This is a genomic window from Ruegeria sp. AH7 (genome assembly GCF_056541325.1).
The window spans coordinates 40,103-65,203 of the sequence record NZ_JBQFYF010000011.1; the positions used below are offsets into that span (position 1 = coordinate 40,103).

Genomic DNA, 25,101 nt, shown 5'->3' on the forward strand with positions numbered 1-25,101 from the left:
CTGCGTTATCCGCTGTCGCGCTGTTTGCGCAGCTTGGCGAAATAGTCCAACCGCTTCTTCAACTCACGCTCAAACCCGCGTTCAACCGGTTGATAGAGCAGCTCCCGCTCCGCGCCGTCGGGAAAGTAGTTCTGGCCAGAAAACCCATCCTCGGCGTCATGATCATAAGCGTAGCCCGCACCGTATCCCTGATCCTTCATCAGCGATGTCGGCGCGTTCAGGATGTGTTTGGGCGGTGGTGTGCTGCCGGTTTTCTTAGCCAACCGCATCGCAGCCTTGTAGCCCACATAGGCCCCGTTAGACTTCGGCGCGAGCGCCAGATAGATCAGTGCCTGTGCCAGGGCCAGTTCCCCTTCGGGTGAACCGAGCCGTTCGTAGGTTTCCCAAGACTGCAGGCAAACGGCCTGCGCCTGTGGATCGGCCAGTCCGATATCTTCGACCGCCATCCGGGTAATACGCCGCGCCAAGAAGCGCGGGTCTTCACCTCCGGCCAACATCCGCGCAAACCAGTATAACGCAGCATCCGGGTCCGAGCCCCGCACGGATTTATGCAACGCCGAAATCAGATTGTAGTGCTCATCACCCGATTTGTCGTATTTCGCGGCCCGGCGCATCAGTCGCGTCGACAATGCATCCGGGTCCAGCGGCGCATCCACCGTCCAGGCCGTCACCTGTTCGATCAGGTTCAGCAGGGCCCGCCCGTCCCCGTCTGCCATTTCCTGCAACGCATCCCGCGCAGCGGGCGTCAAAGGCAGCGCGTTGCCCAGTTCCTTTTCCGCGCGCTGTGTCAACCGCTCCAAATCAGCCAAACCCAGCCGCTCAAGCACCAGCACCTGAGACCGGCTGAGCACAGCGGCATTCAGTTCGAACGAAGGGTTCTCGGTCGTTGCCCCAACCAACAGGATGGTTCCATCCTCCATATGGGGCAGAAACCCGTCCTGTTGGGCTTTGTTGAACCGATGAATCTCATCAACGAACAACAACGTGCCCTGCCCATTCTGACGCCGGATCTTGGCAGCTTCGAACACCTTTTTCAGGTCCGGAACCCCGGTGAATATTGCGCTGATCTGAACGAAATGCAGGTCGGTTTCCTGCGCCAGCAATCGGGCAATCGTTGTCTTACCAACACCCGGCGGCCCCCAGAAGATGAGGCTGGATAGGCTGCCTGAGGTCAGCATCACCCCAAGGGGCGCCTCCGGTCCCAGCACCTGTTTCTGCCCAATGACCTCGGCCAGTGTCTGCGGCCGCAGCCTGTCTGCCAGCGGACGGTGCTTGGCTGGCGCAGGATCTGAACCTCCGGTGTCGAACAGATCGCTCATGCGCCTAGAGCCTGAACCGCAAGGATAAAGAGCGCCCATCACGCTCTAGCGTGATTTGCACCCGACGTCCGGGATCGGTCAGGGCACGAACCGCATCGCGCGGGCGCTCAATCCTGTCACCGTTGATTTCCCCCAAGATGTCACCGGCGCGCAGACCAGCACGCGCGCCATACGGGCCGGGGTCAACAACAACGACCCCCGTTTGCGACATGCGCAGGCCCAGATCAGATGCCACCGCTGGATTGACCCGTGCAATCGTCAATTCGGGCAGCACGGTGTCTTCGGTCGTAGTCGTTTTCTCGGCATCCGGTGTTTCGGGCGCTTGAATCAGCGCAACTTCGACCTCGGCACTCTCATCGCCGCGTAGCCGGGTCAGGATCGATGTCCCGCCAACACCCGCAACGGACATACGGAACTTCATTTCAGCGGGAGAGTTCACCTCATCCCCGTCCACATGGGTCACGACATCGCCAACCCTTAATCCGGCTTCTGCCAAAGGACTAAGCTCATGCAGGTTCGAGATTACGACACCCAATGGGATAGCCAGACCCAACGACTCGGCGATATCAGCACTCATGTGCTGGCCGGTGATCCCGGCCCATGGGCTGATGAAAATGTCATTGCCGTCTTGCGCTTGCCGCAGAAATTCCGCCACCAGATTGGCCGGTATCGCAAATCCGATCCCGTTCGAGCCACCCGACCGGGTCAATATCGAGGTGTTGATCCCGATCAGGTCGCCGTTCACATCGATCAGAGCACCACCGGAATTGCCTGGATTGATCGCTGCGTCGGTTTGAATGAAATAGCCCCGTGCATTGCCCGTGGCCGTCCCGGTGCGCGCCAGCCCCGAAATGATGCCCGAGGACACGGTCTGCCCAACGCCGAACGGGTTGCCGATGGCCAGCGCCAGTTCGCCGACCTCAACTTGATCGGAATCGCGCAGGTTCAGGTGGGGCAGGTCGGAAGCATCTTCCAGGCGCAGGATCGCGATGTCGCTTTCCTCATGCCCCAGGACGACCGTCGCCGAGAACTCTTGCCGGTCGGTCGTCACCACACGGATTTCGGTCGCCGAGCCAACTACATGGAAGTTCGAAACGACATACCCATCGCCAGACAAGATCACGCCAGAGCCCAGCGAGTTCTGCACGCGTGGCTGCGGTGCGCCAAAACTACCGCCGAAGAAATCCTGAAAGAACGGGTCCGAGAACAAGGAATTGCTGCGTCCCTGCCGGATGATCTTGGCATAGATGTTCACAACCGCCGGGGCTGCCTGTTTCACAACAGGTGCGAAGCCCAGGCTGATTTCGGCCTGAGATTGCGGAACCCGTGTTTCGGCCGTGGCAAAGGATGCCGACAAAATGGAGAAAGCTAATACTGTGGCGCGAAGCATTCCGACCTCAATCTTCAGAGACCCGTAGGATATGCGGCCAGACAGCCGGTATTGCAAGCGCAGGACCCTTGGCGGCCCCCGGGAAAAAGAAAACCCCCACGTCCGGGACGCAGGGGTTTGTCAGTCAGATCGATGGATCGACTTATTCTTCTGCAGCTTCTTCAGCGGCAACGCGGGCTTTGTCAGCTGCGCCTTTGGCGTCGACGTCACGATCAACAAATTCGATGATCGCCATCGGGGCCATGTCACCATAGCGGAAGCCGGCTTTCAGGATACGGACGTAACCACCCTGACGCTCGGCGTAGCGGGGGCCCAGAACTTCGAACAGCTTCGCGACGTCTTTGTCTTCTTTCAGCTGTGCGGCGGCCTGACGACGGGCGTGCAGGTCGCCGCGCTTACCCAGAGTGACAAGCTTTTCGATGATCGGGCGCAGTTCTTTTGCCTTGGGCAGAGTTGTTTTGATTTGTTCATGCTCGATGAGCGAGCCAGCCATATTCGCAAACAGAGCCTTGCGGTGCTCATGAGTACGGTTCAGGCGGCGGTAACCACGTGCGTGACGCATTTTCTAGTTCCTTCTTTCGCGTTTTGCTTTGTCTGGCCGGCGATGCGTGTCACCGGCTCTCCTTGGGGCGGAAGTGCCCATATTGTCCCCGGATAGTCCCAATTCGGGCCGGGCATTGGGGAAGACGCGCTTAGAACGCGTCTTCGAATTTCTTCGCCAGATCTTCGATGTTGTCGGGCGGCCAGTCCTCGACATCCATGCCGAGGTGCAGCCCCATGCCGGACAACACTTCCTTGATCTCGTTCAGCGATTTGCGGCCGAAGTTCGGGGTGCGCAGCATCTCGGCTTCGGTCTTCTGGATCAGGTCGCCGATGTAAACGATGTTGTCGTTCTTCAGGCAGTTTGCCGAACGGACAGACAGTTCCAGCTCGTCCACTTTCTTCAGCAGCAGCGGGTTGAACTCCAGACCATCGTCTTCGTCCTGGCGGCCAGCCGATTCCGGCTCGTCGAAGTTGACGAAGATCGACAGCTGATCCTGCAGGATACGTGCGGCAAATGCCAGCGCGTCTTCCGGAGTGATCGAACCGTCGGTGTCGATCTTCAGGGTCAGCTTGTCATAGTCCAGAACCTGACCTTCACGGGTCGGCTGAACGTCATAGGCAACCTTCTTGACCGGCGAATAGATCGCGTCGATCGGGATCAGGCCGATGGGTGCGTCTTCGGGCTTGTTCTTCTCAGCCGAGACATAGCCTTTGCCAGTGTTGACGGTCAGTTCCATGAACAGGTCGGCGCCATCGTCCAGGTGGCAGATGACGTGATCGCGGTTCAGAACCTCAATGCCGGCGCTTTCGCTGATGTCGCCAGCGGTGACAACTGCGGGGCCTTTGGCATTGATCGACAGGCGTTTGGGGCCTTCGACTTCCATGCGCAGCGACACGCCTTTGAGGTTCAGGATGATGTCGGTGACGTCTTCACGTACGCCCGCAACCGAGCTGAACTCGTGCAGGACGTTGTCGATCTGAACGCTGGTGATGGCCGCGCCTTGCAGCGAGCTCATCAGAACACGGCGCAGCGCGTTGCCCAGGGTCAGACCAAAGCCACGCTCCAGCGGCTCGGCAACCAGGGTTGCCTGACGTGCGGGATCGTTACCCGGCTTGCCGTCCAACTGAGTCGGCTTGATCAATTCTGCCCAATTCTTGTGGATCATGTAATCCCTCCATTCCTGTCCGCGCCCCATGACCAACAAGGTGCAGACGCCCGAGGTTCAAAATGACATGCTGGGGCCGCGCAGAAACGCAGCCCCAGCTGAATTCAAAATCGCTTAGACGCGGCGGCGCTTCGGCGGGCGGCAGCCGTTGTGAGCGATTGGGGTCACGTCGCGGATCGACGTGATGTTGAAGCCCACGGCAGCCAGCGCACGCAGAGCCGATTCACGACCCGAACCGGGGCCCTGAACTTCGACCTCCAGCGTCTTGACGCCATGTTCCTGCGCCTTCTTGCCTGCGTCTTCTGCAGCCATCTGAGCGGCGTAGGGTGTCGATTTCCGCGACCCTTTGAAGCCCATGGTACCGGCAGACGACCACGAAATAGCGTTGCCCTGTACGTCCGAGATCAGGATCTTGGTGTTGTTGAAGGTCGAGTTCACATGGGCGACGCCCGATGCGATGTTCTTACGCTCTTTGCGCTTAACGCGAGTCTTATCACGTGCCATCAGTCAGACCCTCCCTTATTTCTTCTTACCAGCGATGGCCTTTGCGGGGCCTTTGCGGGTACGAGCGTTGGTGTGGGTGCGCTGACCGCGAACCGGCAGGTTGCGGCGGTGACGCAGACCGCGGTAGCAGCCCAGGTCCATCAGGCGCTTGACGTTCATTTGAACTTCACGACGCAAGTCACCTTCGACGGTAAAGTTCGCGTCGATGTGCTCGCGGATGGCCAGAACTTCGGCGTCGGACAGTTCGTTGACGCGACGGTGCGCTTCAATGCCTACGGCTTCGCAGATCGCTTTGGCCGAAGTGTTTCCGATACCGGTGATATATGTAAGGGCGATTGGTACCCGCTTTGCAGTCGGGATGTTTACGCCGGCAATACGTGCCACGTTTCACTTTCCTTTTTTGTTGCGGTTCCGTAGCTCCAGAACCTTTTTTCACAACACTTGACCGTGGCAGTGAGGCCAGAGGGTCCAGCATTTGTACGAGGTATTAGATGCGACAGGGACGAATCCCGCACGCGATTGTGATTCCCATAGGGATGTGGGTCGATATGGGGTTTTGAAGGGGCCGTCAAGCCCCTTGATTCAATCAACCCAGCACGGCCTCGATTGAGGCTGTGACATCGCCGATATCCGCGAGACCATCCACCGGGCGCAAATCGCCCTTGGCGTGATAGTAGCCAATCAACGGAGCGGTCTTTTTGTAGTATTCCATCAGGCGTATGCGTACGCTGTCTTCGTTGTCATCTGCGCGTACAGGCTGACCAGCGGCGCGGGCTTCTTCGGCGCGGTTGACGATGCGCTGCACCAGCGTTTCGTCATCCACCTGAAGCTCAATCACGAAATCCAGTGTCTCACCCTTCTCGGCCAGCAATGCGCCCAGTGCATCTGCTTGCGCCAGGGTCCGGGGAAAGCCATCGAAAATAAAACCACCTTCGGCACCCTGCTCCAGCTTTTCTCGGATCAGGCCGATTACGATCTCATCCGTAACCAGTTCGCCCTTGTCCATCACTTCAGCTACGCGCTTACCCATTTCGGTACCGCTGCTTTTGGCTTCGCGCAGCATATCACCGGTGCTCAGCTGAACCATGCCGCGTGTATTGACCAGATGGGAGGCTTGCGTCCCTTTACCCGCCCCCGGGGGGCCAAGAAGAATAATGTTCATCGACGAGAGGGTCCCTTCCTACCGCGTTTCTTGCTTTTACCGCGCAATTGGGACTTTTCGATAAGACCTTCGTATTGGTGCGCGAGAAGATGGCTCTGTACCTGTTGGATGGTATCCATGGTCACAGAGACGATAATCAGAACCGAGGTGCCGCCAAAATAGAACGGAATGGCAAACTGGTTCCGCAGAATCTCCGGCAGCAGACAGACCGCTGCCAGATAGGCCGAGCCCAGAACCAGCACGCGATTGACCACGTATTCCAGATACTCGGCGGTCTTTTTGCCCGGGCGTATACCCGGCACAAATCCGTTTTGCTTCTTCAGGTTGTCCGCCACATCATCCGGTTTGAACGACACGTTGAACGTGTAGAAATAGGCGAAGAAAACGATCATTGCCGCGAAGAACAGCAGATAGAGCGGCTGCCCGGGGCCAAAATTGGCCAGCAGCCACGACATGATCGGGCCGTTGGTGGCCCCCGCCGAGAAGGTCGAGATCGTCACCGGCAGCAACAGCAGCGAACTGGCAAAGATTGCCGGTATCACACCCGCCGGGTTGACCTTGACAGGAAGGTGGCTGGAGCCGCCCTCATACACTTTCATACCGGCCTGACGACGCGGATACTGAATGTGGATCTTGCGCAGCGCGCGTTCCATGAACACCACAAAGGTGATCACGGCGATCACCATGACAATCACGCCAACGATAACAGCAGGGCTGATTGCGCCCGAACGGCCAGAGGCAAAGAACTGAGCCAGGGCAGCCGGAACCTCGGCGATGATGCCGACGAAGATGATCAGAGAGATACCGTTACCGATGCCACGTGCGGTGATCTGTTCGCCCAGCCACATCAGGAACATGGTGCCCCCAACCAGCGTGATCATGGTGGACATGCGGAAGAACAGGCCCGGATCGGTCGCTAGATCGCCCGATTCCAGCGAAACGGCCAGACCATAGGCCTGAACGGTGGCCAGTGCCACGGTACCAAAACGGGTGTATTGGTTGATCTTCTTGCGCCCCTGCTCACCCTCTTTCTTGAGTTGTTCGAGCGCGGGAACCATCGATGTCAGCAGCTGCACGATGATCGAGGCCGAGATGTAAGGCATGATGCCGAGGGCAAAGATACCCATCCGCCCCAGCGCCCCGCCGGTGAACATCGAAACCATGCCGCCGATGCCCTGCCCCGCCTGTTCCATGAACTCGCGCAGCGCTTGCCCGTCAATCCCCGGCACCGGAATGAAAGTGCCCAGGCGATAGACGATCAACAAACCCAGCGTGAACAGGATGCGGTTGCGCAGATCGGTGGCTTTGCCCAAAGCAGCCCAGCTTGTGTTGGCTGCCATTTGTTCTGCTGCTGATACCATAAATCGGTCTCTCTTATGCAAACGCCGCCCGGAACCGTTTTCCGGCTCGGACGGCGTCTTGGAAAACTCTGACGTCTATGTAAGCGGGTCTTGGCCCGCTCACAAGCGCTTACTCTGCCGCAGCAGCTTTTGTGACTTTCAGTGAACCGCCCGCTTTTTCGACTGCCTCGATGGCAGTTTTCGAAGCACCGGTCACTTCCAGGTTCACCTTCGCGGTGATTTCACCTTTGGCCAGAACACGCACGCCATCCAATTTGCGGCGAACCAGACCGGATGCAACAAGCACGTCTTCGGTGATCGCGGCTTTGGCGTCCAGCTTCTTGGCGTCGATGAACTTCTGGATCAGACCCAAGTTGATAACAGCAAATGCCTTGCGGTTCGGTTTGTTGAAACCACGCTTGGGCAGGCGCTGGTACAGGGGCATCTGGCCGCCTTCGTAGCCATTGATGGCCACACCCGAACGGGATTTCTGGCCTTTGATACCACGGCCACCCATTTTACCTTTGCCGGAACCCGGACCACGGCCAACGCGAGTGCGTTTCGGGTTTGCGCCGGGGTTGTCGCGCAATTCATTCAGTTTCATTTCGCTTCTCCTTAGCCGGATGTGACCCCCGAAGCGTGATGGGCCAACCACGGCATTTCTTGATTTTGATTCTCGTGAACGGAAATCCACCGGAGCGCTCTACAGCGTCGCGGCCTTTGATGCAAGGTTTGTTGTTAATTAGAGCGCGATGCAAAAGAGGCGCTCGAATGGCGCCTCTTTCTTTGTGAGTGGTGCGGTATTGTTAGGAGCAGTACGCATGCTCACGCGCGATATCCGCGATGTCGCAACGGCGGACGCCAATATCGTCCAGCTCACGGTTGGTGAGACGCTGCAGTTCTGAGTAGGTGCGCTGATATTCCGCCGCGCGTGCGCGGGCTGCTTTAACGCGCTCAACCAGGTTCGCGAAACGGGCGCTCAGGTTGAAGCCGCCATGTGTCAGTGTAGCTGTATGTGCCATATTCTTATTCCTTTCTGTGCCGAGGCGTATTCCCCGGTTGTTTCCATTTGTTCCTTTGTGGACAAGGCTCAGATAGGCATAGTCGATACCGCTAACAACGCGCGTTTTGGTCTAGCCGCTATGCGTGTTGCGAATAACTTTCGCTGGTTGGCTTGTTCCTAGCCTGGTTGCTATTCGTTTTGGCACGTAACTTGCAGCTGACCTGCCGATCAGCTCGATGGCCATCTGCGTTTTTTGAAGGCCGCTAGCCTGTTGCTAGAATTGGGCCCACCTGCTGAAGTGCAAAGTAAAGTCCCGTCGGGTCATGAAACACACGCGGCACCTGCTGAGCACTTTGCCGTGATCGAACACGCGTTTCAGACGCTCCAAGCGTCAAAGCATCACGAACCGCCTTCTCGATTGCGACCACTTTGATCACAGGCAGCCAGGCGCATCTTTCGCGCATCTCAATATCTGGCAAAGTAACCACAAGAAATTGCGAAAGCCACCGGCTTGGCGCGGCCCTCTCACTGCCATCCGTATTCGAATATGTGCTATTAAAAAGCGCCTGGTAGAATTCAACTGGAAACTCTGAGCCTCCGCCTGAATAAACCTCTGCTGCAAACTGCTGCGTAGGTATTGGGTATTCGTGTTGTGAAACGGAGATGCCAAATCTGGCGCCCCTGGGGTCCGCCAATAGGCAGTTTCGCCCAACCCCAGGCACATCAAAGGGTCGCCGAATTATACGTGCGCCCAGCTTCTCAGCACGCCCTGAATACTCATCAACATCGGGAACCTCGAAATAGGGAAGCCATCCGGCATCAAAGCCCGTTGGAGTTTCGGTCAATCCGCTTCCGGCTTCCCCGTTTAGAAGAGCAAGAGTAAATTCCCCTTTCCCTTGGCCCCAGACGTATTCATCTGTGCTTTCCTTGATGAAATCCCACGACGCTACACTGCCATAGAACGTCTCAGAAGCGCTCAGATCAGGCGTGAAGAGGTCATGCCATACGATCTGACCGGTGCTATCCGCATTCATTTCAAAAAACCTCCTGCGTCACACGCGCTGGGTAGTCCAACGCAATCCAAATGGTCGTTGATACAAATCAATCAGAACATGGCACCTCGGAGGCCCGGGCTAGAAGAAGAGTTCCTCAACAAGCTAGAGTGCGAACAAAAAAACGCCCCCGACAATGTCGAGGGCGTTTCAAATTCTTCAATGAGCTCGCGCTTAGCCGCGCTCTTCGATGATCTCAACCAGATGCGGGATCTTGTTGACCATGCCGCGGACGGAAGGGGTATCTTCCAGCTCACGGGTCTTGTGCATTTTGTTCAGGCCCAGACCGATCAGGGTTGCGCGCTGTTCGGCGGGGCGGCGGATCGGGGAACCGATTTGCTTGACGACGATGGTTTTTGCCATTGCTCGCTACTCCTTACGCTTCGGCTTCAGCAGGCGCTTCGGCCGCAGGGGCTTCGTCCCGCTTGGGCAGGATGTCGGCAACTTTCTTACCACGACGCTGTGCAACCGAACGCGGGCTCTGCTCTTTCTGCAGGCCGTTGATGGTGGCGCGGATCATGTTGTACGGGTTCTGCGAGCCGATCGACTTGGACACAACGTCCTTTACGCCCAGCATTTCGAACACGGCACGCATCGGACCACCGGCGATGATACCAGTACCTTCAGGTGCGGTGCGCATAACCACTTTACCAGCGCCGTGACGGCCCTCGATGTCGTGGTGCAGCGTCCGACCTTCGCGCAGTTGCACGCGGATCATCTGACGCTTGGCTTGCTCAGTCGCCTTACGGATGGCTTCAGGTACTTCTTTCGCTTTACCTTTACCAAAGCCGACGCGGCCTTTCTGATCGCCGACAACCACCAGAGCGGCGAAGCCAAAGCGCTTACCACCTTTTACGGTTTTCGACACGCGGTTGATTGCGACCAGGCGATCTGCAAATTCCGGTGCTTCTTCACGGTCGCGGCCACGGCCCCGACGGTTTTCACGTTCTGCCATTTGGCATCCCTTTTCTCAATGTGGCGCTTGCGACGCCGTTTTATTCAATCCAAGTGAGCCCCGACTGCTGCCGAGGCCCCCGGATCATCGGGGTGGCCGTGAAGCCACCCGCAAGGTCTTAGATCTTCAGACCGCCTTCACGCGCGGCGTCGGCAACTGCCTTCACCTTGCCGTGGAACAGGAAGCCACCACGATCGAAATAGGCCTCTTCGACGCCTGCCTTCTTGGCACGCTCGGCGATGGCCGCGCCCACTTTGGTGGCCGCTTCGACGTTGTTCTTGCCAACAACACCCAGATCTTTTTCCAGGGTCGAGGCCGATGCCAGGGTCACACCACGAACGTCGTCGATCAGCTGAACGCTGATGTTCTTGTTCGAACGGTGAACCGACAGGCGTACACGGCCCGCGTTGACTTTGCGAAGTTTGTTCCGAACGCGCAGGCGGCGCTTCAGAAACAGGGTTCTTTTGCTGTTTGCCATTATTTGCGTCCTTACTTCTTCTTGCCTTCCTTGCGGAAGATGAACTCGCCCTTATAGCGGATGCCCTTGCCTTTGTACGGCTCGGGACGGCGCCATTCGCGGATTTTGGCCGCGACTTCGCCCACCTGCTGCTGGTCGATACCTTCTACAACGATCTCGGTCTGCTTCGGTGCGGTGATGGTGACACCTTCCGGAGCAGTGAAATCAACATCGTGGCTGTAACCCAGGTTCAGCTTCAGGGTGTTGCCCTGCATCTGCGCCCGGTAACCAACACCCTGGATCTCCAGCTCTTTTTTGAAGCCTTGGGTCACACCGGTTACCAGGTTGGCAACCATGGTGCGGCTCATGCCCCACTGCTGGCGCGCGCGCTTGGACATCCCACGAGGGTTGATCTGCACAACGTTGTCTTCGACCGACAGCGTTACGTCATCAGTCGCGGTGAAGCTCCGGGTGCCTTTCGGACCTTTGACTTCGATGGTCTGACCCGACACAGAGGCGGAAACGCCGCTGGGCAGCTCGACCGGTTTTTTACCAATACGAGACATTGCAGACCTCCTTAGAAGACGGTGCAGAGCACTTCGCCGCCAACATTGTTGGAGCGTGCGTTCTGGTCCGACATCACACCTTTCGGAGTGCTGACAATCGACACGCCCAGACCCTGACGGACCTGCGGGATGTCATTGACGCCCATGTACACGCGACGACCGGGTTTCGAGACCCGCTTCAGTTCGCGAATAACAGGGGTGCCTTCGTAGTATTTCAGGCTGATTTCGATGGCCGGATGACCGTTTTCACCGGTCGTCTTTTCATAGCCACGGATGTAGCCTTCGTCCGCCAGCACGTCCAGAACCCAACCGCGCAGCTTGGACGCCGGGGTGGAAACGGTGGACTTGCCGCGCATTTGCGCGTTGCGGATACGGGTGAGCATATCGCCGATAGGATCATTCATATCTATGTCTCCCTTACCAGCTCGATTTCACCATGCCGGGGATCTGACCAGCAGAACCCAGCTCGCGCAGCGCGATACGGCTGACCTTCAGCTTACGGTAGTAAGCGTGGGGACGACCGGTCAGCTGACAACGGTTGTGAAGACGGGTAGCCGAGCTGTTGCGCGGCAGTTTCGCCAGTTTCAGACGCGCTTTGAAACGCTCTTCCATCGGCTTGCTCTCGTCATTCGCGATTTCTTTCAGCTCGGCACGCTTTGCGGCATATTTGGCCACCAGGCGTTCGCGCTTCTTCTCGCGTTCGATCATTGCTTTTTTAGCCATGTCTCAATCCTCCCGGCGCTTATGCGTTGAACGGCATGTTGAACGCTTTCAACAATGCCTTAGCTTCAGCGTCGGTTTTCGCTGTGGTGGCAATTACGATATCCAGGCCCCAGACCTCGTCGACCTTGTCGAAGTCGATTTCCGGGAACACGATGTGCTCTTTCATGCCCATGGCAAAGTTGCCCTGACCATCAAAAGACGGTTTCACACCGCGGAAGTCACGAATACGCGGCATCGCGATCGTGATCAGACGATCCAGGAATTCGTACATCCGGTCACCGCGCAGGGTTACTTTCGCACCCAGCGGCATGTCCTCACGAACACGGAAACCCGCGATCGACTTCTTCGCCTTGGTTGCAACGGCCTGCTGACCGGCAATCGCAGTCAGATCCTCGACAGCAGCTTTCGCTTTCTTCGAGTCTTTGACCGCCTCAGCACCACATCCGATGTTCAGAACGATTTTTTCCAGCTTTGGCAGCTGCATATCGTTCTTGTAGCCGAACTCTTCTTTCAGAGCGGCACGGATGGTTTCAGCGTACTGGGCTTTCAGACGCGGGGTGTAGGTTGCGTTGTCAAGCATCGATCACGTCCCCTGTGGTCTTGGCGAAGCGCACCTTCTTGTCGCCTTCCATGCGGAAGCCAACGCGGGTTGCTTTGCCGTTTTTGTCCAGCAGTGCCAGGTTCGACAGCTGGATCGGGTTTGCCTGAGGCAGACGACCACCTTGCGAAGCTTGCGACTGACGGGTGTGACGGATGGCAATGTTGATGCCTTCGACAACAGCTTTACCGGCCTTCGGGTCAACCGAGGAAATGGTTCCCTCTTTGCCCTTGTCTTTACCGGCCAGCACGACGACCTTGTCGCCTTTGCGGAGTTTAGCAGCCATGATTACAGCACCTCCGGCGCCAGCGAGATGATTTTCATGAAGTTCTTGCCGCGCAGTTCGCGAACAACGGGACCAAAGATACGGGTACCGACGGGCTCGTTATTGTTGTTCAGGATGACGGCGGCGTTGCGATCGAAACGGATCGCGGTGCCGTCTTCGCGACGGACTTCCTTGGCGGTGCGTACGACGACGGCCTTACGGACGTCACCTTTCTTCACGCGGCCGCGCGGGATGGCTTCCTTCACCGAGACGACAATAATGTCGCCAACGGAGGCGTATTTACGCTTGGAACCACCCAGGACCTTGATGCACTGAACTCGGCGTGCGCCGGAGTTGTCAGCGACATCCAGATTGGTCTGCATCTGGATCATGTGGTTTCTCCCGACCTGTGGGGGCTGGTCTAGTTAAATCCCCCAGGGTTTCGACAAATGGAAAAGTCCCGGAAGCTTACGCCTCCAGAACCTCCCAACGTTTCGTCTTCGATTTCGGCGCGCATTCGATGATGCGGACTGTGTCGCCGACCTTGAAGGCGTTCTTTTCATCGTGAGCCCGGTATTTCTTGGACTTACGGATGGTTTTCTTCAGAACCGGATGCGTAAAGCGGCGCTCGACGGATACGGTTACGGTCTGTTCGTTGGCGTCGCTGGTTACGGTGCCGGACAGGATACGCTTGGGCATCTGATTACTCCTCGGATGCCGCAGCAGCGGCCTTTTCGTTCAGAATGGTTTTGACGCGAGCAGCGTTGCGGCGGGCCGCTTTGATGCCGGCTGTGCTTTCCAGCTGACCGGTGGCCTGTTGAAAGCGCAGGTTAAAGCTTTCTTTCTTCAGGTTGGCCAGTTCCTCGCGGAGCTGGTCCGGGGTCTTGTCACGCAGTTCTTGGGCGTTCATCGCCTTTTTCCTTTGCTCAAAACACCAGAAGGCCCCGTACACGGGTCACCTTTGACCTGGTGGATGAATGATAGACATACGAATCGCCCGACAACGCCGGGAGATCGCAGGATGCCGCCGTATAAGGGTTTGGGGGATGGGTGGCAAGGGAAAGTTTGGCACTGACTTTGCAAGCGGCTTCCGACAAATTTTGGCAATAGCCAAAAGCAGCACTGCGAATTAGCTATGCTCGGTCAATCCAGTTTGATGCAAACCAGAACGACCTTCTGTTCAGGTCCCTTTCTCCTGCATCTTCCGAACCATCTTCAGACGAGTCCTGCGTGGCAGGAATGGAATGATCCAGCCCGTCATAAATGCGAGAGGCCTGTCATTTATCACGGCCAGCTTTCCATCAATCATGGCGTCATAGCCAAACTTGGCGACAGCTTCAGCAGTTGCCCCTTTCTGGGATACGAGTTTAGTGCCTTCAAGATCAGCTGAGGCGGCGAACTCAGTCGCTACATAGCCGGGTTCCAGGGCTGTAACGGAGACACCTTTGTCTTTCAGTTCTTCGGCCAAAGCCTGACTGAAACTAGAAACATAGGCCTTCGTGGCAAAATAGGTGGCTTGCAACGGGCCCGGCACATACGCCGCGGTCGAACTGACATTTAGTATCTTGCCACCGCCGCTGCTAACCATATCCCTGCCAAACATGTGACACAGAGAGACAAGCGCTTCAACGTTCAGGCGGATCATGCTCAGGTCCTCTGAAAGATCACGATCGAGAAAGGCCCCGTGCCCGCCAAACCCGGCATTGTTGACAAGATAATCAACCTTCAGACCCTCGGCGTTGACAACCTCATATAGTTTTTCTGCCCCACTTTGTGCGCCCAGATCGAGCGCAATTGCAGTGACAGTAATACTGTAGGCAGCTTCAAGCTCTGCCTTCAAAGCGTCTAACACGTCGGCACGCCGAGCAGTGATAATGACATTTCCGCCTTGCGACGCGTGATATCGGGCTATTTCACGACCAATTCCCGAAGATGCGCCGGTGACGAGTGCGGTTTTCGGCATGGTGTTCTCCGATCAATTCAGATTGAGATGATAATACTCCAGAACAGCGCGGTTTTCTTCAGGAGATTTAAAAGCTCACTCCCACTTGTAGTTAAAACTCACCGAAATACGCTCTTCTTCCGCCATATTCATCGGAACCTCGTGACGCAGCCAGCTTTCCCACAGCAGGACATCGCCCACCTGCGGCTTCATATAAATGAACGGCTGCAAATCTCGCCGTCCGCCCTTCAGACGCGTTGGTGCAGCCATCATGCGGCCTGAGCGTGGGTCTTCCAGTTTCAATGCACTCGCGCCTTCGGGCATGGCCACATAGGTCGTGCCCGAGATCACGCTGTGCGGGTGTAGGTGGCTGGAATGCATGCCGCCCTCGGGCAGGATGTTGATCCAGAGGTCCTCAAGCTTCAACTGCCCCTCGCCCAGATCGAACTCCAGATCCTTTGCAAAGGCAGCCACGTGCTGATCCAGCGCTTTGACCAGATCGGTGAAGATCGGGAACCGCCAGGGCAGATCGGTCAGCGAGGCATAGCTGGTATAACCGGGATAGCCGTTCTCCTCACACCATTCCTGCCCGGCCTCATCATCCTCGGCGATGACAAGGCAAGAGCTTTCCAACTCCTCCGGGTCGATCTTGGGGTCAAACTCGGACAAAGCTGCGCGATAAAGACGAGTAACGAAGAGTGATTCAATCTGTGGCATGAGCGCGTTCTTATCCAAATCGATCACTAACTGCGAGAGACAAAATCCAGACGTTTCTTTGGCTGCGAGACCCCATCGCCACCCATATTCAGTCACTTGGACAATCTGACCTTTAGCTCCCATAGGAGGAGCAGAACAAGGATGGGCGGCGCCCAGAAAAGATAAGCCACCATGTTAATAACGTTCATGTGGCTGAATATCTCTGCAATGGTTTGCGGAAGGACACTACAACGGTAGTATAGAAACTTGTCTGTTTTACAGTCGGCCGCAAACAGCCAGCTCAGGTTCAACGCTAAGCCAAAATAGATACCGCCATAGCGCAAAAACAGTTTCAGGACTTTATTATGAACAAAGAAGCTCAAGGTGATTGCAGCTAGGGGTACCACGCCCAAAATTACCGTTTCCGCCAGAACTGTGCCTAGTGACATATGCGGTGAAGCCTCGACCGAGAAACTATTTTTTGACTATGTCTTAGGTAGTTATCAACTGAGTGGTCTTCAAACGGAGAACCCCCGCCGGTATCCCGACGGGGGTCAATCTTGTCACGAACGGGGTTACCCCAATCGCTTACCAGTCTTCGCGAACCACGACGCGAGTCTTGATCGGCAGCTTCATCGCGGCCAGGCGCAGGGCCTCGCGGGCGATGTCGTCATTGACGCCGTCGATCTCGAACATCACGCGGCCAGGCTTGACTTTGCAGGCCCAGCGGTCGACCGAACCTTTACCTTTACCCATGCGAACTTCGATCGGCTTAGCCGTGACCGGAGTGTCGGGGAAGATGCGGATCCAGACGCGGCCCTGACGCTTCATGTGACGCGTCATGGCACGACGTGCAGCTTCGATCTGGCGTGCGGTTACACGCTCAGGCTCAAGAGCTTTCAGGCCGTAAGTGCCAAAGTTCAGATCAGAGCCGCCTTTGGCGAGACCCTTGATCCGGCCTTTGTGCATCTTGCGGAATTTAGTACGCTTTGGTTGAAGCATATCTTTACCTCCTTAGCGACGACCGCCACCAGCACCACGAGGTGCAGGGCCGTCCTGGAGTTCCTGTGCTTTACGGTCACGTGCCTGTGGATCATGCTCCATGATCTCACCTTTGAAGATCCAGACCTTGATCCCGATGATCCCGTAAGGGGTCATCGCTTCGGCATGTGCGTAATCGATGTCGGCGCGCAGGGTGTGCAGAGGCACGCGGCCTTCGCGGTACCACTCGGTCCGTGCGATTTCAGCGCCGCCCAGACGACCAGCGACGTTCACCCGAATACCCAGGGCGCCCATGCGCATGGCGTTCTGAACCGAGCGCTTCATTGCGCGACGGAACGAAACACGACGTTCCAGCTGCTGAGCGATGGACTCGGCAACCAGCTGCGCGTCAAGCTCTGGCTTGCGCACTTCGACGATGTTTAGGTGCAGTTCGCTGTCGGTCATACGAGCAAGCTTTTTGCGCAGAACTTCGATGTCTGCACCTTTCTTGCCGATGATGACACCGGGACGAGCTGTGTGGATCGTAACGCGGCACTTTTTGTGCGGACGTTCGATGATCACACGGGCAACACCGGCCTGCTTGCACTCTTTGTTGATGAACTCACGGATCTTGAGGTCTTCCAGCAGAAGATCACCGTAGTCCTTGGTGTCGGCGTACCAGCGGCTGTCCCAGGTGCGGTTGACCTGCAGGCGCATGCCGATCGGATTTACTTTATGACCCATTAGGCTTGCTCCTCAACTTGACGCACCTTGATGGTGATCTCCGAGAACGGCTTCATGATCTTGCCGAAACGGCCACGGGCACGCGGGCGACCGCGCTTCATGACCAGGTTCTTGCCAACCCATGCTTCGGCGACGATCAGCTCGTCAACGTCCAGGTTGTGGTTGTTTTCGGCATTCGCGATTGCGGACTGCAGGCACTTCTTGACGTCCTGCGCGACACGCTTGTTCGAGAAAGTCAGGTCGGTCAGAGCCTTCTCAACTTTCTTGCCGCGGATCATTTGCGCAACCAGATTCAGTTTTTGCGGGCTGGTGCGAAGCATGCGGGTTTTCGCCATTGCTTCGTTTTCAGCCACGCGGCGGGGGTTCTTTTCCTTGCCCATGACTTACTTCCGCTTCGCTTTTTTGTCTGCGGCGTGGCCATAATAGGTACGGGTCGGCGAGTACTCACCGAACTTCTGACCAATCATGTCTTCCGAGACGTTGACGGGAATGTGCTTCTGGCCGTTGTACACACCAAATGTCAGACCCACGAACTGGGGCAGAATGGTGGAACGACGCGACCAGATTTTGATGACTTCGTTGCGGCCCGACTCGCGCGCTGCTTCGGCTTTTTTCAGCACGTAAGCATCGACGAAAGGACCCTTCCAAACAGAGCGAGACATGGATTAACGTCCCTTCTTCTTGGCGTGCCGCGAGCGGATGATCAGCTTCTGGGACGCTTTGTTCTTGTTGCGGGTACGCTTACCCTTGGTGTCCTTACCCCACGGTGTAACCGGTGTACGGCCACCCGAGGTACGACCTTCACCACCACCATGCGGGTGATCGATCGGGTTCATTGCAACACCACGAACCGACGGACGCACGCCCTTGTGGCGCATACGACCGGCTTTACCGAGGTTTTGGTTCGAGTTGTCGGGGTTGGACACGGCACCGATGGTGGCCATGCATTCCTGACGAACCATGCGCAGCTCACCCGAGCTCAGACGGATCTGAGCGTAGCCGCCATCGCGACCAACGAACTGAGCGTAAGTACCGGCCGCACGTGCGATCTGACCGCCTTTGCCAGGCTTCATCTCGATGTTGTGGACAATGGTACCGATAGGCATGCCCGAGAACGGCATTGCGTTGCCCGGCTTGATGTCGGCCTTGGCGGATGCCACAACCTTGTCACCAACAGCCAGACGCTGCGGAGCCAGGATATATGCCTGCTCGCCGTCTTCGTATTTTACCAGTGCGATGAATGCGGTCCGGTTCGGGTCATATTCGATCCGCTCGACGGTTGCCGCGACATCAAATTTGTTCCGTTTGAAGTCAACGATCCGGTAGAGACGCTTTGCGCCACCGCCGCGGCGGCGTGAAGTGATCCGTCCGGTGTTGTTCCGGCCGCCCGATTTGGTCAAACCCTCAGTGAGAGACTTGACCGGACGTCCTTTCCAAAGCTCCGAACGGTCGATCAGCACCAGCCCGCGCTGGCCCGGCGTCGTCGGCTTGTACGACTTGAGTGCCATGCTTTCTGTCTTCCGTTTAGCAAGTGCAGGGAGTTTCCCCGCTATGTGATAGGCCCCCGTAGGTGCCAAGGGTATAGGGCCCCGAAGGTCCCCGGTTACAAATATCAGAGGCCCCGGAACGAATCCGAGGCCGCAAGATTGGGAGCGTGTAGCAGTGTTGGGGGTGGGTGTCTATAGACCCGGCGAGAGTTTCTCAGTTTTCCCAACCGCCATAGTACATTTTTTCTGTTGTGTTTTTTAGCTGTTTCAAAGAACCTTCCTCCAAACACACGGGAACTAGCTACATGCTTGATTTTAATGACGAAACGATTGCGCACCTATTCGGAGCAGAAGACGCGGAAAATGAACAGCCAGAACGGTTGAAGGAGTATTTCTTCCGAAACAAAGCATACGACAGTTTAAAGGCAGATCTGCCGATCCGGGTTTTAGTTGGCTACAAAGGCGTCGGCAAAAGCGCTCTTCTAAAAATTTGCCATCTGGAGGATCTCGAAGAAGAAGTAATTTCCTTGTGGGTTCGCCCAAATGACGTTTTTGGCAGCATAGATACAGAGGCGAGTAGTTTTCTTCAACTCATTGAAAACTGGAAAGTTGGCCTTTCTACCCTGATAGTTCGAAAGGCGCTCGAAGGCTGTGATCTCTTCGACGAAGCAAGTAAAGTTGAAAGAATAACTGGTGGTGTCCGGCACATCTTGGGATCACTTTACGAGCGGTTGCAGAGCTATTCTGGCGCACAAAGTCAAGACGCGGCCAAGCTAGTCAGACGCTTCACCCAAGAGAAAAAGATCAGAGTTTATTTGGACGACTTGGATCGAGGTTGGGAAGGTCGTCTGAGCGACATCAAGAACATCTCCGCTCTGCTGAATGCGGTCAGAGATATGGCTGGCGAAGATCGCAGAGTTCAGTTTAGGATTGGATTGAGAACAGATGTTTACCATTTGGTGCGAACATCAGATGAATCCACGGACAAAATCGAAAGCAACTTAGTTTGGTTGGCTTGGTCAAACCACGAAATTTTGGCGACGATGGTTAAACGTGTCTCCACTTTTTTTGGAGAGAACCGAACCCAGGAAAGTCTTGTATCGTTGCCGCAGAGAGACTTAGCACTTTTGCTAGAACCGATAATAGATGTTCGTTTTCACGGTCGCGGAAGGTGGGAGAACATCGCTACGCGAAGAATCTTGATGACACTTACCCGCAAGCGACCGCGTGACTTGGTGAAGCTTTTTTATTACTCAGCAAAAGAAGCGCACAAACATGACTCAGAGAAAATACGTTCCACCCATTTGCAAAACATCTTTGTAAGGTACAGCAACGAACGGCTTACCGACGTTGTAAACGAATTCAAAACCGAAGTGCCGAGACTAAAAGATGTTCTCCTTGGTATGAGGCAAACCAAGAAGGAGCGCGAACAAGGCATCGGGCCAATTTTCGACGATGGCCAACTGGTCGCAAAACTCAAGACGGTTTTGAACTCCAGTAATGTGACTTTTAGTAACGGCGATCCGATGACACCGATTGCGTTAGCGCGCTTCCTGTATCGCTGCGATTTTGTTACAGCGAGACTCGACAAGGAAAGCGAAATTACTCGTCTACACTTCTCCGACAACCAGCTTTTAGCCGAACCCAAGGCTCACTTTGGTTTCAAGTGGGAAATTCACCCTGCCTATAGATGGTCTCTCGAACCTCAGCACGCAAATGAAATTCCTGCCTTCGAACTGGGCGAATAGACAAAAAACCCACTTTTGCAGGGCCTTTTACTCTCTCCATAGACGGGCTCGATCAGAGACCGTTGGGCACGTCGATGGTGTTACCTTCTTCCAGGGCCACATATGCCTTTTTGACGCCAGTCCAATTGCGCTCACAAGCGCGGGACAAGGCCGAAGGCCGCCGCGCCAGCGACTGCCCGTCCCGGCGGGCTGGCGCTTTGGGGAGGTTTGCGCCTCGCGATGAATTCGGATGTATCTGGCACCATAAAGCACGCTGTTCAGCCGTTACAGCGCCATCCCACGGGCAGTCGCTGGCGCGGCTTGTGCTCTTATCCAAGGGATCGCCTGCGGCACAGCGGCTCGGACTCCACCGCAATCCGCTGCTTGAGCTTGATATGGCCCAGTACCTCGCGAAAGGCGCGGTGTTTGGGTTTGCCTTCCAGATAGTCCGCCAGTTTGAGCAGGTTGATCGGGTGTTTCCCAATCAACGCCTCAATCCGCTGCACCGCGTCGTCCAACTCATAGTGATCCACGTACTGGCAGGCCACCTGCGTGGGCGTCAGCAGGCAGTAGTCCTGCGGGCGTTTCTCGGTGTAGCGTGCGATGTCGAAAGGTGACGCGCCGAGGGCGTGGAACTTGGGGATGTGCACGCGCATATCGGCCTCGGCCTGCTCCAGCACCGTGCCCGATGTCTGGCGAAATCCCAGCGGGCCAAGCTTGCCGACCACATGGCGACGCATCGCCGGAGAGATCATGTCCACATCCGCCCGGTCGTATTTCAGATCATCAAAAACCGACAGCAGCCCCAACTTCTCATCGGCAATCTGAAAATAGGGCTCGGCGCTGAACGCCCGCATCTTCCCCAGCACCTGAGCCCGTACAGTTTCAGGGTCTGAAACGAAATCGGCCTCGGCGGGTTGAACCGCCGAGGCCGTGAATGCTCGCAGTAAGCGTCGAATCAAAGACCGGTGCTCACGTCGATTGTGTTGCCCTCTTCCAGGGTCACATATGCTTTTTTGACGTCTTTCCGACGGCCCAGCTGGCCGCGGAACCGCTTGACTTTGCCTTTGGTCACGGTGGTGTTCACCGCTTTGACCTTCACACCAAACAGCGCCTCAACGGCCTCTTTGATCTGCGGCTTGTTGCTGTCGATCGCCACTTCAAAGACAACCGCGCCGTTTTCGGACGCCATGGTCGACTTTTCGGTGATGATCGGCTTGCGGATCACGTCGTAGTGTTCTGCCTTCGCGCTCATTTCAGACGAGCCTCCAGTGCTTCGACAGCCGCTTTGGTGAGCACCAGGGTGTCACGCTTGAGGATGTCATAGACGTTTGCGCCCATCGACGGCAGGATATCCAGACCTTCGATATTCTTGGACGCTTTCAGGAACCCTTCGTTCACGGTCGCGCCGTCGATGACCAGAGCGCGTTTCCAGCCCAGGTTTGCAACCTGTTTGGCCAGAGCGGCGGTCTTGCCTTCGGCTTCGGCGTTCTCGATTACGACCAGTTCACCTGCCTTGGCTTTGGCCGACAAAGCGTGGCGCAGACCAAGCTTGCGGAACTTTTTCGGCAGGTCGTGGCCGTGCGAACGCACGACGGGGCCTTTGTAGATACCACCACCACGGAAGATCGGCGCGTTACGGTCACCATGGCGTGCGCCACCGGTGCCCTTCTGGCGATAGATCTTCTTGGTCGAGTAGCTGGTTTCCGAGCGGGTCTTTACCTTGTGGGTGCCGGCCTGCGCGTTGTTGCGTTGCCAACGGACCACACGGTGCAGGATGTCCGCACGCGGCTCGAGGCCGAACAGATCGGCGTTCAGCTCGATGTTGCCGGCTTTGCCGCCGTCCAGTTTGATTACATCAAGTTTCATGCTTCACCACCTTCCGCGGGAGCTTCTTCCGCAGGTGCTTCGGTTGCAGCCGATTTCACAGCAGCCGGGAAAGGCAGGCCTTCCGGTGCTTTCTTCTTCACGGCGTCCTTGACGGTGACCCAGCCGGATTTCGGTCCGGGAACGGCGCCTTTGATGAAGACCAGGTTCCGGTCGGCGTCGGTTTTGACGACTTCCAGGTTCTGGGTGGTTACACGGGCAGCACCCATGTGACCGGCCATCTTCTTGCCTTTGAAAACCTTGCCCGGGTCCTGACACTGACCGGTCGAACCGTGCGAACGGTGGCTGATCGAAACACCGTGCGAGGCGCGCAGACCACCAAAGTTCCAGCGCTTCATCGCACCGGCAAAGCCTTTACCGATCGAGGTGCCCGAAACGTCAACCTTCTGACCTTCCAGGAAGTGTTCTGCCGAAATCTCGGCGCCCACATCAATCAGGCCATCTTCGGAGACGCGGAACTCGGCCAGCTTACGCTTGGGCTCAACCTTTGCAGCAGCATAGTGACCGCGCATGGCCTTCGAGGTGCGTTTTGCCTTGGCAGCACCGGCGCCCAGCTGAACGGCGGTGTAGCCGTCTTTGTCAGCGGTACGCTGTGCAACAACCTGCAGGTTGTCCAGGTGAAGAACGGTCACAGGGATCTGCTTGCCGTCTTCCATGAACAGGCGGGTCATGCCGACTTTTTTTGCGATAATACCAGAGCGCATTCTCATACCCTCCGATTACGACTGCAGCTTGATCTCGACATCCACACCAGCCGCGAGGTCGAGCTTCATCAGCGCGTCAACGGTCTGGGGGGTCGGATCAACGATGTCCAAGAGACGCTTGTGGGTGCGGATCTCGAACTGGTCGCGGGATTTCTTGTCAACGTGAGGGCCACGGAGAACCGTGAACTTCTCAATCTTGTTCGGCAGCGGGATCGGGCCGCGGACGTTCGCGCCGGTCCGCTTGGCAGTGTTGACGATCTCTTGCGTGCTGGCATCCAGAACGCGATAGTCAAATGCCTTCAGCCGAATACGGATGTTTTGGCTTTGCATATTAACAGCCTTTTTTAGGCGTTGAGGTTGAGAGGAGGACAGACGCGCATCGCCAACCCTCTTCGAACCCAAAAGGCGGGAATCACCCCGCCTTGACGTTCTTGTCGAGAACTCGCGCGTATTAGTGGGGTTGTTGGGGTTTGGCAAGGGGGAAATGGAGTGCCGCGCCAGAGTGATCGCTTTTGCGATGCTAGCAAACTACATCAGAGTCCCCATACGGCATCGCGTTAAGAGGATAACCCTTCAACGCATTGAGTTGTGCGACCTTCCGTCAGGTATCCACGCACTGACTGTTTTGCGTCTTTTTCAATCTGTTCCGTCACATCCAAGCACAAGGCTATACCGACAGTTATTTCTGCAATTTCGTTGAAATATGCGTCCAATTGATCCATCGGTGGGGGTTCATAGATGCGAGTCAGAACTACAATACGAGGATCAAGCGGGTAGCGCGCAGTGAGACCGCAATACTCATAGGTCGTCGAGTCTTGGTTGGAACCACAACTCACTGCAAACTGTTTTTCGGCAGAGTTCGGGGTGAGATACAACAGCAGGAAACTGTCTTGGCGAGTTGAATTCACGGTGTAACCGGGCAGTCGCAGGTGTTCAGGCACAGGATCAGGGTATTTGTAAAACTTGCCCGGACCTAGGGGTGACCAAAGAAAATCTGAGTCCCGATTGAGCCGCTTAATATGGATCACTGTGTAATCCAAAATTGGTATTTCCGTCAGTATTTCATTCAACCAATCAAGCCTGTTGATCGGAAGAAAATTTGTGTCGATTTCCCACCCCCAATAATCTTGACCAGCGTAGAATGTGCGTGTGTTCAACTGCACCAGAATATCTTCTTCTGCATGCAACGCAGAGGCACGTGGTAGCACCAAGCTGAGGGCAAAGAGAATTCTCAAAAACACAAACAACACTCTTCTTCAAATTGTTTCAAACTATAACTATCAATCTAAAGCCGAAGCGCAAGCACGATTACAGCGCATGTAACATATAAAAAGGCCGCCCCGATGTGGGACGGCCTTCTTTCGTTCGATGGTGTGGGCTCTCATTGCTCTTTCAGAGCAACTGCCGCCCACCGGCCAGAGTTTTCTGACGAAAACTCGACCTTACTCAGTAATCTTCGACACGACGCCGGCGCCGACGGTGCGGCCGCCTTCGCGGATGGCGAAGCGCAGGCCCTGCTCCATCGCGATCGGTGCGATCAGCTCAACGCCGAACGACACGTTGTCGCCGGGCATGACCATCTCGGTGCCTTCCGCCAGGGTCACGGTGCCGGTCACGTCAGTTGTACGGAAGTAGAACTGAGGACGGTAGTTCGCGAAGAACGGCGTGTGACGACCGCCTTCTTCCTTGGTCAGGATGTAGGCTTCGGCTTCGAACTTGGTGTGCGGTGTCACCGAACCCGGCTTACACAGAACCTGGCCACGCTCAACGCCGTCACGGTCCACACCACGCAGCAGGGCACCGATGTTGTCGCCTGCTTCACCGCGGTCCAGCAGCTTGCGGAACATTTCAACGCCGGTGCAGGTGGTTTTGCTGGTGTCGCGGATGCCA

Annotated in this window: 38 protein-coding genes; 1 reads left to right on the forward strand and 37 read right to left on the reverse strand. The window is 56.3% G+C overall.

All coding sequences use genetic code 11. The annotated features are described in order from the left end of the window. Positions 1 to 5 precede the first annotated feature (5 nt). The 29 genes from ACR0JX_RS19155 to rplB all read right to left on the reverse strand — a co-directional run bounded on the left by ACR0JX_RS19155 (position 6) and on the right by rplB (position 18,914). Positions 6 to 1,319 (reverse strand): replication-associated recombination protein A, encoded by a 1,314-nt coding sequence (locus tag ACR0JX_RS19155; RefSeq protein ID WP_480545388.1) that lies wholly within the window; start codon positions 1,317 to 1,319, stop codon positions 6 to 8. A 4-nt stretch (positions 1,320 to 1,323) separates the two neighbouring features. After that, on the reverse strand, positions 1,324 to 2,709 hold the full coding sequence (locus tag ACR0JX_RS19160) for a trypsin-like peptidase domain-containing protein (RefSeq protein ID WP_480545390.1): 1,386 nt from the start codon (positions 2,707 to 2,709) through the stop codon (positions 1,324 to 1,326). A gap of 142 nt (positions 2,710 to 2,851) precedes the next feature. Continuing rightward, positions 2,852 to 3,271 carry a 50S ribosomal protein L17 gene (gene rplQ / locus ACR0JX_RS19165; protein ID WP_170334079.1) on the reverse strand — a complete coding sequence of 140 codons (420 nt, stop codon included), beginning with the start codon at positions 3,269 to 3,271 and terminating at the stop codon, positions 2,852 to 2,854. Between the two features lie 130 nt (positions 3,272 to 3,401). After that, positions 3,402 to 4,418: a DNA-directed RNA polymerase subunit alpha gene (locus ACR0JX_RS19170; protein WP_010437127.1), complete on the reverse strand. Its 1,017-nt coding sequence runs from the start codon at positions 4,416 to 4,418 to the stop codon at positions 3,402 to 3,404. A gap of 114 nt (positions 4,419 to 4,532) precedes the next feature. Further along, positions 4,533 to 4,922, reverse strand: a complete 390-nt coding sequence (gene rpsK, locus ACR0JX_RS19175) for a 30S ribosomal protein S11 (protein WP_008757289.1) — start codon at positions 4,920 to 4,922, stop codon at positions 4,533 to 4,535. Positions 4,923 to 4,937: 15 nt separating this feature from the next. Beyond that, positions 4,938 to 5,306, reverse strand: a complete 369-nt coding sequence (gene rpsM / locus ACR0JX_RS19180) for a 30S ribosomal protein S13 (RefSeq protein WP_008757392.1) — start codon at positions 5,304 to 5,306, stop codon at positions 4,938 to 4,940. 202 nt (positions 5,307 to 5,508) lie between these two features. Then, positions 5,509 to 6,084, reverse strand: a complete 576-nt coding sequence (locus ACR0JX_RS19185) for an adenylate kinase (RefSeq protein ID WP_480545392.1) — start codon at positions 6,082 to 6,084, stop codon at positions 5,509 to 5,511. After that, the gene (secY, locus tag ACR0JX_RS19190; RefSeq protein WP_170531614.1) at positions 6,081 to 7,445 is read right to left on the reverse strand and encodes a preprotein translocase subunit SecY; all 1,365 of its coding nucleotides are present in this window, start codon (positions 7,443 to 7,445) and stop codon (positions 6,081 to 6,083) included. Before secY ends, ACR0JX_RS19185 begins: the two co-directional genes overlap by 4 nt. 109 nt (positions 7,446 to 7,554) lie before the next feature. Then, on the reverse strand, positions 7,555 to 8,028 hold the full coding sequence (gene rplO / locus ACR0JX_RS19195) for a 50S ribosomal protein L15 (protein ID WP_480545394.1): 474 nt from the start codon (positions 8,026 to 8,028) through the stop codon (positions 7,555 to 7,557). A gap of 202 nt (positions 8,029 to 8,230) precedes the next feature. Continuing rightward, complete coding sequence (locus ACR0JX_RS19200) at positions 8,231 to 8,446, reverse strand: DUF1127 domain-containing protein (protein WP_480545396.1); 216 nt, start codon at positions 8,444 to 8,446, stop codon at positions 8,231 to 8,233. Between the two features lie 244 nt (positions 8,447 to 8,690). Next, positions 8,691 to 9,461, reverse strand: a complete 771-nt coding sequence (locus ACR0JX_RS19205) for a VOC family protein (RefSeq protein WP_480545398.1) — start codon at positions 9,459 to 9,461, stop codon at positions 8,691 to 8,693. Positions 9,462 to 9,653: 192 nt separating this feature from the next. Continuing rightward, a complete protein-coding gene (gene rpmD / locus ACR0JX_RS19210) occupies positions 9,654 to 9,842 on the reverse strand; it encodes a 50S ribosomal protein L30 (RefSeq protein ID WP_008757946.1) in 189 nt (62 codons plus the stop codon). Positions 9,843 to 9,855: 13 nt separating this feature from the next. Then, a complete protein-coding gene (gene rpsE / locus ACR0JX_RS19215; protein WP_480545400.1) occupies positions 9,856 to 10,434 on the reverse strand; it encodes a 30S ribosomal protein S5 in 579 nt (192 codons plus the stop codon). Positions 10,435 to 10,552: 118 nt separating this feature from the next. After that, entirely contained in the window at positions 10,553 to 10,912 is a 360-nt protein-coding gene (gene rplR / locus ACR0JX_RS19220; RefSeq protein WP_039523386.1) for a 50S ribosomal protein L18, read from the reverse strand. A gap of 11 nt (positions 10,913 to 10,923) precedes the next feature. Next, positions 10,924 to 11,457: a 50S ribosomal protein L6 gene (rplF, locus tag ACR0JX_RS19225; protein WP_170356679.1), complete on the reverse strand. Its 534-nt coding sequence runs from the start codon at positions 11,455 to 11,457 to the stop codon at positions 10,924 to 10,926. Between the two features lie 11 nt (positions 11,458 to 11,468). Next, positions 11,469 to 11,861, reverse strand: a complete 393-nt coding sequence (gene rpsH / locus ACR0JX_RS19230; RefSeq protein WP_039523381.1) for a 30S ribosomal protein S8 — start codon at positions 11,859 to 11,861, stop codon at positions 11,469 to 11,471. Positions 11,862 to 11,874: 13 nt separating this feature from the next. After that, positions 11,875 to 12,180: a 30S ribosomal protein S14 gene (gene rpsN / locus ACR0JX_RS19235; protein ID WP_010437098.1), complete on the reverse strand. Its 306-nt coding sequence runs from the start codon at positions 12,178 to 12,180 to the stop codon at positions 11,875 to 11,877. Positions 12,181 to 12,199: 19 nt separating this feature from the next. Beyond that, positions 12,200 to 12,760 (reverse strand): 50S ribosomal protein L5, encoded by a 561-nt coding sequence (rplE, locus tag ACR0JX_RS19240; protein WP_480501807.1) that lies wholly within the window; start codon positions 12,758 to 12,760, stop codon positions 12,200 to 12,202. Then, positions 12,753 to 13,064 carry a 50S ribosomal protein L24 gene (gene rplX / locus ACR0JX_RS19245; protein ID WP_170531626.1) on the reverse strand — a complete coding sequence of 104 codons (312 nt, stop codon included), beginning with the start codon at positions 13,062 to 13,064 and terminating at the stop codon, positions 12,753 to 12,755. The genes rplE and rplX overlap by 8 nt, the downstream gene beginning before the upstream one ends. Positions 13,065 to 13,066: 2 nt before the next feature. Continuing rightward, positions 13,067 to 13,435, reverse strand: a complete 369-nt coding sequence (gene rplN / locus ACR0JX_RS19250) for a 50S ribosomal protein L14 (RefSeq protein WP_008757934.1) — start codon at positions 13,433 to 13,435, stop codon at positions 13,067 to 13,069. A gap of 76 nt (positions 13,436 to 13,511) precedes the next feature. Beyond that, complete coding sequence (gene rpsQ / locus ACR0JX_RS19255; protein WP_008757253.1) at positions 13,512 to 13,742, reverse strand: 30S ribosomal protein S17; 231 nt, start codon at positions 13,740 to 13,742, stop codon at positions 13,512 to 13,514. 4 nt (positions 13,743 to 13,746) lie between these two features. Then, positions 13,747 to 13,953, reverse strand: coding sequence for a 50S ribosomal protein L29 (gene rpmC / locus ACR0JX_RS19260; RefSeq protein WP_037311745.1), 207 nt, complete (start codon positions 13,951 to 13,953; stop codon positions 13,747 to 13,749). Between the two features lie 270 nt (positions 13,954 to 14,223). Then, entirely contained in the window at positions 14,224 to 15,006 is a 783-nt protein-coding gene (locus ACR0JX_RS19265) for an SDR family NAD(P)-dependent oxidoreductase (RefSeq protein ID WP_480545402.1), read from the reverse strand. A gap of 75 nt (positions 15,007 to 15,081) precedes the next feature. Next, positions 15,082 to 15,702 carry a 2OG-Fe(II) oxygenase family protein gene (locus ACR0JX_RS19270; RefSeq protein ID WP_480545404.1) on the reverse strand — a complete coding sequence of 207 codons (621 nt, stop codon included), beginning with the start codon at positions 15,700 to 15,702 and terminating at the stop codon, positions 15,082 to 15,084. Between the two features lie 567 nt (positions 15,703 to 16,269). After that, positions 16,270 to 16,683 carry a 50S ribosomal protein L16 gene (gene rplP, locus ACR0JX_RS19275; protein ID WP_058283513.1) on the reverse strand — a complete coding sequence of 138 codons (414 nt, stop codon included), beginning with the start codon at positions 16,681 to 16,683 and terminating at the stop codon, positions 16,270 to 16,272. A gap of 12 nt (positions 16,684 to 16,695) precedes the next feature. Continuing rightward, positions 16,696 to 17,406 (reverse strand): 30S ribosomal protein S3, encoded by a 711-nt coding sequence (rpsC, locus tag ACR0JX_RS19280; RefSeq protein WP_008758042.1) that lies wholly within the window; start codon positions 17,404 to 17,406, stop codon positions 16,696 to 16,698. Continuing rightward, on the reverse strand, positions 17,406 to 17,786 hold the full coding sequence (gene rplV / locus ACR0JX_RS19285) for a 50S ribosomal protein L22 (protein ID WP_039538267.1): 381 nt from the start codon (positions 17,784 to 17,786) through the stop codon (positions 17,406 to 17,408). Before rplV ends, rpsC begins: the two co-directional genes overlap by 1 nt. A gap of 3 nt (positions 17,787 to 17,789) precedes the next feature. Further along, positions 17,790 to 18,068 carry a 30S ribosomal protein S19 gene (gene rpsS / locus ACR0JX_RS19290; protein ID WP_005980699.1) on the reverse strand — a complete coding sequence of 93 codons (279 nt, stop codon included), beginning with the start codon at positions 18,066 to 18,068 and terminating at the stop codon, positions 17,790 to 17,792. A 3-nt stretch (positions 18,069 to 18,071) separates the two neighbouring features. After that, on the reverse strand, positions 18,072 to 18,914 hold the full coding sequence (rplB, locus tag ACR0JX_RS19295) for a 50S ribosomal protein L2 (protein WP_120633917.1): 843 nt from the start codon (positions 18,912 to 18,914) through the stop codon (positions 18,072 to 18,074). A gap of 284 nt (positions 18,915 to 19,198) precedes the next feature. Here rplB and ACR0JX_RS19300 point away from each other — a divergent pair, with 284 nt between their 5' ends. Beyond that, the gene (locus tag ACR0JX_RS19300; protein WP_480545406.1) at positions 19,199 to 20,641 is read left to right on the forward strand and encodes a P-loop ATPase, Sll1717 family; all 1,443 of its coding nucleotides are present in this window, start codon (positions 19,199 to 19,201) and stop codon (positions 20,639 to 20,641) included. Positions 20,642 to 20,693: 52 nt separating this feature from the next. Here the strand turns inward: ACR0JX_RS19300 and ACR0JX_RS19305 are convergent, their stop codons facing one another. From ACR0JX_RS19305 to ACR0JX_RS19340, 8 genes are all read right to left on the reverse strand, one after another. Then, entirely contained in the window at positions 20,694 to 20,957 is a 264-nt protein-coding gene (locus ACR0JX_RS19305) for a hypothetical protein (protein WP_480545408.1), read from the reverse strand. Next, positions 20,950 to 21,582: a hypothetical protein gene (locus ACR0JX_RS19310; RefSeq protein WP_480545410.1), complete on the reverse strand. Its 633-nt coding sequence runs from the start codon at positions 21,580 to 21,582 to the stop codon at positions 20,950 to 20,952. The genes ACR0JX_RS19305 and ACR0JX_RS19310 overlap by 8 nt, the downstream gene beginning before the upstream one ends. Continuing rightward, entirely contained in the window at positions 21,579 to 21,875 is a 297-nt protein-coding gene (locus tag ACR0JX_RS19315) for a 50S ribosomal protein L23 (protein WP_008757532.1), read from the reverse strand. Before ACR0JX_RS19315 ends, ACR0JX_RS19310 begins: the two co-directional genes overlap by 4 nt. After that, positions 21,872 to 22,489 carry a 50S ribosomal protein L4 gene (gene rplD / locus ACR0JX_RS19320; protein WP_480545412.1) on the reverse strand — a complete coding sequence of 206 codons (618 nt, stop codon included), beginning with the start codon at positions 22,487 to 22,489 and terminating at the stop codon, positions 21,872 to 21,874. The genes ACR0JX_RS19315 and rplD overlap by 4 nt, the downstream gene beginning before the upstream one ends. Then, complete coding sequence (gene rplC, locus ACR0JX_RS19325) at positions 22,486 to 23,211, reverse strand: 50S ribosomal protein L3 (RefSeq protein WP_008758167.1); 726 nt, start codon at positions 23,209 to 23,211, stop codon at positions 22,486 to 22,488. The genes rplD and rplC overlap by 4 nt, the downstream gene beginning before the upstream one ends. Positions 23,212 to 23,226: 15 nt before the next feature. Then, positions 23,227 to 23,541, reverse strand: coding sequence for a 30S ribosomal protein S10 (gene rpsJ, locus ACR0JX_RS19330; protein WP_008756422.1), 315 nt, complete (start codon positions 23,539 to 23,541; stop codon positions 23,227 to 23,229). 227 nt (positions 23,542 to 23,768) lie between these two features. After that, positions 23,769 to 24,458 carry a hypothetical protein gene (locus ACR0JX_RS19335; RefSeq protein ID WP_480545414.1) on the reverse strand — a complete coding sequence of 230 codons (690 nt, stop codon included), beginning with the start codon at positions 24,456 to 24,458 and terminating at the stop codon, positions 23,769 to 23,771. 195 nt (positions 24,459 to 24,653) lie between these two features. Beyond that, positions 24,654 to 25,101, reverse strand: a 448-nt coding sequence (locus tag ACR0JX_RS19340; RefSeq protein ID WP_480541771.1) for an EF-Tu C-terminal domain-related protein, incomplete at its 5' end; no start/stop codon positions are given.